At 35.6% G+C, this 9,260-nt stretch carries 9 protein-coding genes; 7 read left to right on the plus strand and 2 right to left on the minus strand.

Features of this window, described 5'->3' with window-relative positions:
• Positions 1–298: 298 nt before the first annotated feature.
• The 4 genes from JR053_RS04255 to JR053_RS04270 all read left to right on the plus strand — a co-directional run bounded on the left by JR053_RS04255 (position 299) and on the right by JR053_RS04270 (position 3,428).
• Positions 299–496 (plus strand): hypothetical protein, encoded by a 198-nt coding sequence (locus JR053_RS04255; protein WP_149168885.1) that lies wholly within the window; start codon positions 299–301, stop codon positions 494–496.
• Positions 497–916: 420 nt separating this feature from the next.
• Positions 917–1,711 (plus strand): 4-hydroxy-tetrahydrodipicolinate reductase, encoded by a 795-nt coding sequence (dapB, locus tag JR053_RS04260; protein ID WP_010401420.1) that lies wholly within the window; start codon positions 917–919, stop codon positions 1,709–1,711.
• Positions 1,708–2,466 carry a phosphate ABC transporter ATP-binding protein PstB gene (gene pstB / locus JR053_RS04265; protein WP_010401422.1) on the plus strand — a complete coding sequence of 253 codons (759 nt, stop codon included), beginning with the start codon at positions 1,708–1,710 and terminating at the stop codon, positions 2,464–2,466. Before dapB ends, pstB begins: the two co-directional genes overlap by 4 nt.
• A gap of 68 nt (positions 2,467–2,534) precedes the next feature.
• Entirely contained in the window at positions 2,535–3,428 is an 894-nt protein-coding gene (locus JR053_RS04270; protein WP_010401424.1) for an ankyrin repeat domain-containing protein, read from the plus strand.
• Positions 3,429–3,586: 158 nt separating this feature from the next.
• On the opposite strand, the gene dxr is transcribed toward JR053_RS04270, so the two are convergent.
• Both dxr and JR053_RS04280 read right to left on the minus strand, forming a co-directional pair.
• On the minus strand, positions 3,587–4,762 hold the full coding sequence (gene dxr / locus JR053_RS04275) for a 1-deoxy-D-xylulose-5-phosphate reductoisomerase (protein WP_010406676.1): 1,176 nt from the start codon (positions 4,760–4,762) through the stop codon (positions 3,587–3,589).
• A gap of 27 nt (positions 4,763–4,789) precedes the next feature.
• Complete coding sequence (locus JR053_RS04280) at positions 4,790–5,284, minus strand: hypothetical protein (protein ID WP_010406678.1); 495 nt, start codon at positions 5,282–5,284, stop codon at positions 4,790–4,792.
• Positions 5,285–5,600: 316 nt separating this feature from the next.
• Here JR053_RS04280 and JR053_RS04285 point away from each other — a divergent pair, with 316 nt between their 5' ends.
• From JR053_RS04285 to JR053_RS04295, 3 genes are all read left to right on the plus strand, one after another.
• Positions 5,601–7,295, plus strand: coding sequence for a hypothetical protein (locus JR053_RS04285; protein ID WP_416603655.1), 1,695 nt, complete (start codon positions 5,601–5,603; stop codon positions 7,293–7,295).
• Between the two features lie 186 nt (positions 7,296–7,481).
• Positions 7,482–8,741, plus strand: a complete 1,260-nt coding sequence (gene proS / locus JR053_RS04290) for a proline--tRNA ligase (protein WP_010401164.1) — start codon at positions 7,482–7,484, stop codon at positions 8,739–8,741.
• Positions 8,738–9,112 (plus strand): holo-[acyl-carrier-protein] synthase, encoded by a 375-nt coding sequence (locus JR053_RS04295; protein ID WP_010401163.1) that lies wholly within the window; start codon positions 8,738–8,740, stop codon positions 9,110–9,112. Before proS ends, JR053_RS04295 begins: the two co-directional genes overlap by 4 nt.
• Positions 9,113–9,260: the final 148 nt, after the last annotated feature.

Raw genomic sequence — 9,260 nt, forward strand, 5'->3', positions numbered from 1 at the left:
CTTTGCAAGTTCTAGCAATCCCAACTTTGGTTTTAGTATTTTTTCTTGTGTTGTATTCATATCTGACACTCCTTTAAAACTTGTCTATATTTTTATCTTACTTTGTTTGCTTGTCAGATCAAGTCTAAACTATTACACTAATCCAAGTGTAGATTGAAACGGTTATTGTTAAAACAAACCCTTCACAAAAGAGCACCTCCTTTGGTGCTCTTTTTTTCTTTATACGTTCTCTATAGGAAAAGTTGACAGATTATGCTTTGTATATAATAATATAAATTATTAATTTAAGGAGTAAAATATGTTTAAAAAAATAAAAAACTTTTTTAAGTGGATTGCTGATCACATAGGAATTTCATGGATTGCAAGAAAAATTTCATCAGGCTGTAAGCGGCTGTTTGGTGGTAAAAAAAGTGAAACAAGTGTTGCGAAACAAAGCATATCACAGCAAGGACAATCTTCAGGTAAAACTACTATTGAAGAAAAAAACAAGAGTTAATAAATGCTTTTACTGCATCTCTTTCTAAGTTTAGAGAAGATTTATCTGATCTTACTCTGAGGAAGTGACTACTGAATCAGAGGAGTTTTATGATGCAGAAGTTACATAACCAAGTTCAACAACTCGAGCACTAGCAACAGAAAGACATTGTGTCTCTAATCCGAGTATAGTAGGAAACGGTTATTATTAACTAGCAAACCAAATCCTTCACAAAAGAGCACCAAAGTTGGTGCTCTTTTTTTCTTTATAAGTTTTCTCCATAGGAGAAAATTGACTAATTACAATTTGTATCTTCCTCGTATCAATTTTCAATAGATTCATCGATGTATAGCTATAGTTTTATCAGTGTAAGGCTAAATATGCTAAGCTTATAAAGATGACAAAGCTTCAAAAAAAGCCTAACATAGTGGAAAAAGCTTTATGAAAATCAAAGTTGGAGTAATAGGCTGCTTAGGAAGAATGGGTAAGAAAATACTCAATGAATTAATTACGAATACCAAAGTGGAAATAGCAGGTGCTGTTGCTCGCTTGGGCAGTGAGTATATAGGCTTAGATATTGGGCCTATTGTAGGCAATAATTGCAATTTAGGAATCAAAATTACAAGTTCTATTAGTGAGGTATTTGAATCGTCCGATGTTGTAATAGATTTTACAACTAAAGAATGTATGCTAGAATGCCTTAAGGCGGCCGTGAAATTTAAAAAACCGCTAGTTAGTGGCACAACTGGAATAGAAGGTCTAAATTTAAAAGAATATGCTGCTAAAGTTCCAATATTATGGTCAGCAAATATGAGTGTTGGAGTTAATGTGTTGCTGAAATTGGTAAAAGAAGCTGCCAAGCTTTTAGGTAATGAGTATGACGTTGAAATTTGGGAAATGCATCACAATTTAAAAAAGGATTCACCATCTGGAACAGCTATAGAGTTTGGTAAAGCAGTTGCTAACGCTGCAAAAGTGGATTTTGAGCTCAATCAATATTCACATAATAATTCAAATATAAGAGGGAAAGGAGGAATAGGCTTTGCAGTATCTCGTGGAGGTGGAGTAATAGGAGATCACAGTGTCATGTTTGTCAATTCCGATGAACGAGTAGAATTAAATCACAAGGCAATTGATCGTACAACGTTTGCTAGAGGGGCGGTTCAAGCAGCAATATGGTTGTGCGAGAATAAACAGGAAATACCAGGACTTTATTCAATGCAGGATTTAGTATGAGCGATAAATACGCTTTCGTTAAAAATTTAAATCTTTGGTATGGCTCTAAACAAGTTTTATTCGATATAAATTTGAATATTTGCAAAAAGAAAGTCACAACTTTTATCGGACCTTCTGGGTGCGGTAAATCGACATTTTTGCGTTGTTTCAATCGTATGAATGATTACGTACCTGGATGTAGAGCGACTGGTGAACTGGTAATCGATGGGCTGGGTAATATATATTCACGTGATATGGATGTTGTATTGCTCAGAGCAAAAGTTGGTATGGTATTTCAAAAACCCAATCCTTTTCCAAAGTCAATATATGATAATGTTGCTTATGGGCCTAAATTGCATGGCATGGTGAAAAATAAGCAAAAATTAGATGAAATAGTAGAAAGTAGTTTAACTAAGGTTGGTTTATGGGAAGAGTTGAAAGATAGATTGCAAGATAGTGCACTAAATTTATCTGGTGGCCAGCAACAAAGATTATGCATTGCTCGTGCAATTGCAGTAAAGCCAACTATTTTATTAATGGATGAACCATGCTCTGCTCTTGATCCAATGGCAACCAATGCAATCGAAAATCTTATACAAGAATTGAAATTGAGGTTCACCATAATTATGGTAACTCATTCGATGAAGCAAGCTAAAAAATTATCTGACAGCATAGTTTTCTTTTGCAATGGCAAGATTGTTGAATTCGGAAGTACTCAAGAAATCTTTGAAAATGCTCAGTCTCCTTTAACGAAGGAGTATATTCTGGATCATTAGCTTAATAGTTGATATTTTAATTTTTTCTATGTATAATTTTATCAAGTTTGTTGTGATAGGTGGTTAAAATGTTTAGTACAAGTGAAGCAACAAAAAAGTTGTTTAAAGCTATTGAATTTCAAAATGCTAGTGGTGAAAGAATAACACCTGAGGAAGCTTGGAATCATTTTCAACAAGCATTGAAAGAAGGAGCGAATGTTAACGCTTTTGAGGATGGGATGACACCTTTGATGTGCATTATTTCAGCTTTTGTTACTAGTAATAACGATGAACATCAATATTTAGAGCTTATGGCTAAGTTGCTTGTAGAACATAAAAAAATCGATTTAAATATTAAAAGCAAGCAAGCTGTTATTGAGAGAAAACCAAAGAAACATGATGGTTATCCAGTGTACGAATTTGAGGGGAGAGAAGTAGTAGATCAGGGTAGAGGGGGTTGTGTATACCTTAACAATTCACAACCTGTTAATGAAGGATTTATACCTCAAAATTATGCTCGTGCAGAGGAGGAAATTAAGACCGGCAAGAAGGAAAAAAATACAGCTCTACACATTGCTTGCAAGTTGGGAAATGTAGACATGATAAAAATATTACTTACACATCCAAATATCAAACCTAATATTCAAAACTATGAAAACAAAAGTCCAAGAGATTGTATTGCAGGACATGTCAAGAAAGCAATAGAACCAGAATTCCTAAAGATAGAAGCAGTCGCTCAAAAAAGGAAACAAACTAATTATGCTTGTGCTTTTTTGTTATCTGGAGTACTTGCTGCTGGTATATGTTTCGCAGTTGATAACCCAACTCCGCTTGTTGCAACTTCGTTGCTTTTTCTTGCAATAGGATGCGGTTATCTGTATAGAGCAAATACAGTTATTAATGATGTAAGCTTCTCTCAAGTTATTGTGAACGAACGTGCTAGTGATGTATCTGTTCAGGTAAGGTATCATTCCAGCACTTGATGCTGGAATCAAGTTTTTCATTTAATCTCATTGAATTTAGCATAAGCTCAGTTTACTTGTAAATTTTTCTGGATCCCAGTGTCAGCTACTAGGATGACAGGAGTATGAAATGGGGCTACTTGACCATTTAGTTGTCTTTTCTCGTCTACCTTATTTTATCACTCTGCTGAACAGATACCTTTACTTTTTATGATTTCATTGGCAAGAATACGGCTTTCAAAATCGACACTTATTATGTCGGATAGTGAGTTAATATCAGAGTACTTGTCAAAGTTTTCTATTGTTGATTTTACTACCTCTACTACTTCTAAAAAGCCGATTCGTGACTTCAAAAATTCGTTAACAGCTATCTCATTTGCAGCGTTCAAAACAATACTATTTGTATGTGGAGAAGAAGAATTTAACACTTCCATGCTTAGCTTTAGTGAAGAAAAACATTTGTGGTCTGGTTCTTGAAAGGTCAATTTTTTTTGTTTTGTTAAGTCTAACTTGTAGTTCAAAGTTGATCTTTCTGGCCAAGATAAAGCATATGCAATGGGAATTTCCATATCAGTTTCTGCAAGCACAGCAAAGCTGAATCCATCGTGATAAACGACAATTCCATGTACTATCGATTCAGGGTGCACTACTGCTTCAATTCTATTTGGACTAATATTAAACAAATGATGTGCTTCTATTATTTCTAGTGCTTTATTCATCATTGTTGCACTATCAACTGAGATTTTCTTTCCCATTTTCCAAGTAGGGTGACTTAGTGCCTGATTTACTGTGATATTTCTTAATTGTTCAAGGCTATAATTTAAAAATGGTCCACCAGAGGCAGTGAGTATAATCTTTTCTACACATTTATCATCATTTTGCAAAACTTGAAAAATTGCGTTGTGTTCAGAGTCGATGGGAATTATTTGTACGCTCCTTTCTTTAGCTTTTTTAAGTAGTAACTTACCACCGCAAACAATACTCTCTTTGTTTGCTAGAGCAATAACTTTAGTACCGCTTTCTATAACCTTTATAACTGGCTCAAGGCCTGCGATGCCAACTATTGCAATAACTGAGAGATCAACGGGTAGAGAAGCAACATTTGCTAGACCTGGAGCACCAACTTCTACTTTGACGTTTGTACCAAGTAGATCTTCTTTTAAATCTTTGTAGAACCTTTCATCAGAAATGGCAGCATATTTTGCATTAAGTAGATTTGCCTGTTGTGCTAGCAGAGCAAAGTTAGAATTGGCACTTAGTGCTTCCACCTGATATTCTTCCTTTCTCTTTAAGAGCAAATCTACAGTCTTTTTTCCAATGCTTCCTGTTGATCCTAAAACTGAAACTTTTTTCACTAATTACAATAAAATCTTCTTAGTTATTTAGTAACCAAGCTCATGATCATCACCAACAGATGGTGAAGGACCAGGTGAAAAAGATTGGCCATGATGATCACCTGCATCATGCATATCATGCAAACCATCGGCACTTTGAGCTATTTCATTGTTAGAGTGGGGATAATCATCCGGATGATGCCCCTCATCACCGTAGTCCATACCCATTCCTTCTGATGGCATATCTTCTCCACCACCACCTGAAAAATATTCAGCAAGACTTTCAAGAAATTTTATGCCAAACATATTACCTGATTTCCCAAATAACGTTACTAGACTGCTACCACTTACCAAACCTTCGAATACATTATTATAAGCAGCAATTGCTCCTTCATGAAAGTTGAACATCCACTTCATTCCATCCACAATTGTTGCAACAGAGTCACTATGACCAAGACCGAAACCACTTTTCTCACTAGCGGCTTCCTGGTGTTGCTGCTGTGCCTGCCATTCTGCAATATTTGGACCTTGTGCTTCACTCATAAACTTTTATTCTAAGCCTTAAGCTATTATTTTACCAAAAACACTGTAAAATATCAATTGTTTAAGAGAGGTTATCATAAAAATAGCTAACACTAAGCTATTTTTATGATTCTGATTACTCTATACCAAAACATCGATAATGTGCTGTAGTAACAAAGTGATGACTTGAGGTTTAAAACAGCTTCTATTTCTTCTTAGAAGACTGCTCCTCTCTCTTTCCTTTTTATTTTATTATCTTAATGTTAACTTACTCAAAAATTATTGACAAGTAATAATAATTTAATTATTATTACTATATTAATAACAAAAAAGAGAAATGCTTACTAATGATTTATCTAATAATAAAATACCTGCACCGCCACCTCCCCCACCTCTGGATTGGAAAAACACTTGTAAGCATAACGATAAAGATGGAAAATCTCCTAGTGTTACTGCAGAAAAAAGCAGCAGTGGCAGTAAGCTAAAAAGAGATTTACCTGAGGTTTCTAATCCAAATTGTCTTAAAGAGTTGGAAAATAATTCAAAATTCAAGGAAGCAAATAATGCGAATGGCGAAACTGCAGATAAAGGAAGCAATATTAGACAGAGTGAGCCAAATAGAATATCAACTACCAAGCCTGTATCACCTAGAGTTTTGAGTCCTCAACAAGATAATTGTAATAGTAACAAACCTTCAGGAACTAACAATAGTACTCAATCAGAAAAAGGGCTATCTGAGAATCCTATTCAACTTGCAACAGAACAAAAAATCGATACTCCCATTGTGATTAATACTTTAGTTGGAATAAGTAAGACAGCTGCCTTAAAATATTCAATTGCTACTTTGTTGCTATGTATATCTAGTGTTACAGCTGGTATATATACATATCTTTCGATTTCAGTAACACTAAGTGATCCAGTACTTTTCACAGTTATTGCTTTTGTTTCTGCATCGGTTATGTTGAGCTTAGCTGCATATCTTATCAATTCACACCTTTCTGCAATAAACAGCGAGAAAGGAGTTGATCCTGGTAGAAAACAATCACAAGATTTACAGAAAGCAAAAGGACTTGAACACAGCAATACTCATACATCATCACCTCCAGTAGCGCTTAGAACATCCAGTGTACCGACACCACCTACTCTAAAGAATAATACTACTAATAAATCCATACCCTCAGGAGGTGGCAAGCAACAAGAAAGTGGAGATTTGATGGCTGATTTGGACAAAAAGCTCAAAAGCCGAAGGAAAGCAACTGATGAAGAGGACGACGTACAACAGCGAAAATATAGTGATTTACAGAAAGCAAAAGAACTTGAACATAGCAATACTCCTACACCATCATTTCCAGTAATGTCTGGAATACCCAGTGCACCGCCACCACCACCTCCTCCATTGCCACAAAATGCTGCACCACTACCACCTCCTCCTACAGCTTCCAAGTGTACGGAGAAACCTAAGAATGGTGCACCGAAAAAGGCTAATGAATCTGAGCATGATCGTTCTGCTCTGATTGCGCAGATAAGAGGAGGAGGTGTTAAGTTGAAACGTGTTAACAATGAGGTTAAAAATGCTAAGACACCAGGTAATAACAAAGATGGGAAATCACAAGATTTTTCAGATGAATTGAAGGAAAAGCTTAAAAGCCGAAGGAAAGGAATTGTTGGAAAGGACAACGTACAACAGCCAAGTAACCTGGACGGGGCATTCAGTAAAATGTCAGCTATGATCTCACCACCACGGAGTCGTAGTAGTAGTGTATCGAGTAGCAGTAGTGAAGAGTCTGAACAAGATTGGAGCGATAATGAAAGTACATATTCAACACCTCTAAACCCTCAACTAGACAATAAAAAAAGAAGGGATAGTTCTGACAGTGGTTGTGGATCTGATGATAATGTAAAACCTAAATCCACAACTCCACCACGTTCTACACTAAAGGCAGAGAAGCCACCGATATCGCCTAGCCTGTTAATTCAAAAACGAAATATGAAGCTTCTCCTGCAGCACAAGCAAATAATGTTGACTCAGTGAATAGTGAGGTGCAAAAACCATTTTCTTTGGTTAATCAAAACATGAATATTTATGGTGGAAAAGCAAAACCATTTCAAGTTCAAAGTGTCATAGATCGAGGTAAGAGCAGTAGTGCACCCTTCTTAAAATAAGTTTACCTACAGGTCTGATTGTATTAAGATTACTTAGTACAATCAGATTTATCAAATGCGTTTATCTCAATATTACCTGCCAACTTTAAAAGAAACCCCTGCTGGTGCTGAAATTATTTCTCATCAATATTTATTACGTGCAGGCTTAATCAAGCAGACAGCATCTGGAATTTATTCTTGGCTGCCGCTTGGCCTTTTGGTACTTAAAAATATTGAAAATATTATCAGAGATGAAATTGGTGCAATTGAAGTGTTGATGCCTTGTGTGCAGCCAGCAAGTCTTTGGCGAGAGTCAGGACGTTACGATGATTACGGCAAAGAAATGCTACGTATTAAAGATAGGCATGAAAGCGATATGCTTTTTGGTCCAACACATGAGGAAGTGGTAACTGATTTGATTAGAAATACGGTAAAAAGTTACAAAGATTTGCCACTTTGTTTATATCAAATTCAGTGGAAGTTTCGTGACGAAGTAAGACCTCGTTATGGCGTTATGAGAGGCAGGGAATTTCTGATGAAGGATGCATACAGTTTTGATGTAGATTACGAAGGTGCACTGAATTCATATAATTTGATGTATAAAACTTACATAAAAATCTTCAAACGAATGGGGCTTACTCCAATTGGAGTGAGGGCAGATACAGGACCAATTGGAGGAAATTTAAGTCATGAATTTCATATATTGGCAAACACCGGTGAGAGCACTCTATATTATGACAATAAACTTTTTGAATTACTAGAAAGCGAAGATATTGAAAGCCTGAAGAGCATATATGCAGTTGCAGACGATATGCATGATCCTAAAATTTGTCCTATACCGCAAGAACAGTTAAATGTTAGTAAAGGTATTGAAATAGGGCATATTTTTTATTTTGGCGACAAATATTCAAAGCCTATGAAGGCAAGTGTTACTTCTCAAGATGGAAAAAATGTTAACATGCATATGGGTTCGTATGGTATTGGAGTTTCAAGGCTTGTTGGCGCAATAATAGAAGCTTTCCATGATGATAAAGGAATTATCTGGCCAGAGGCAGTAGCTCCTTTTAAAGTTGGTTTGATCAATTTACAAACAAAAGTAACGGAGGCTGCAGATAAAATATACAAAGCTTTGAAAAGCGATGAAGTGCTTTATGATGATACGGACGAAAGTGTAGGAGTGAAATTTGCCAGAATGGATCTGATAGGCTTGCCGTGGCAAATAATTATTGGAAAGAAAGCAGTAACTTCAAATATAGTTGAAGTAAAAAATAGGGCAACTGGAGAGGTAGAGGAAATACAAGTTGAAGAAGCAATAAATCGTTTTAGTGCAAAATGATATACGGTATTGGCACTGACATAGTATATATACCCAGAATATTGAGAATATCACAAAAATACGGGGAAAAATTTCTCAATAAAGTCTATACTAAGAAGGAGATAGAGATAAGCAAAAAATATAATAGCCAAGAAGTAAGAGCAAAATATTTTGCTAAACGCTTTGCTGCAAAGGAAGCTTTTGTTAAAGCGCTAGGCACTGGATTCAGCCAAGGAATTATAATGAAAGATATAGAAATATACAGTACTATCAGGGGAAAACCACATCTTGCTATCACAAAGGATTTCATCTCGAAAGACTACAAGATACACCTTTCTCTAAGTGATGATCAAGATTATGCTACTGCGTTTGTTGTAATTTGCGTTGAGTAGATATTGTTTAGTTGTAATAGTTTAGACTTGATCTGACAAGCAAACAAAGTAAGATAAAAATATAGACAAGTTTTAAAGGAGTGTCAGATATGAATACAACACAAGAAAAAATACTAAAACCAAAGTTGGGATTGCTAGAACTTGCAAA

The sequence above is a fragment of the Wolbachia endosymbiont of Nasonia vitripennis genome (assembly GCF_048054115.1).
Taxonomy (GTDB): Bacteria; Pseudomonadota; Alphaproteobacteria; order Rickettsiales; family Anaplasmataceae; genus Wolbachia.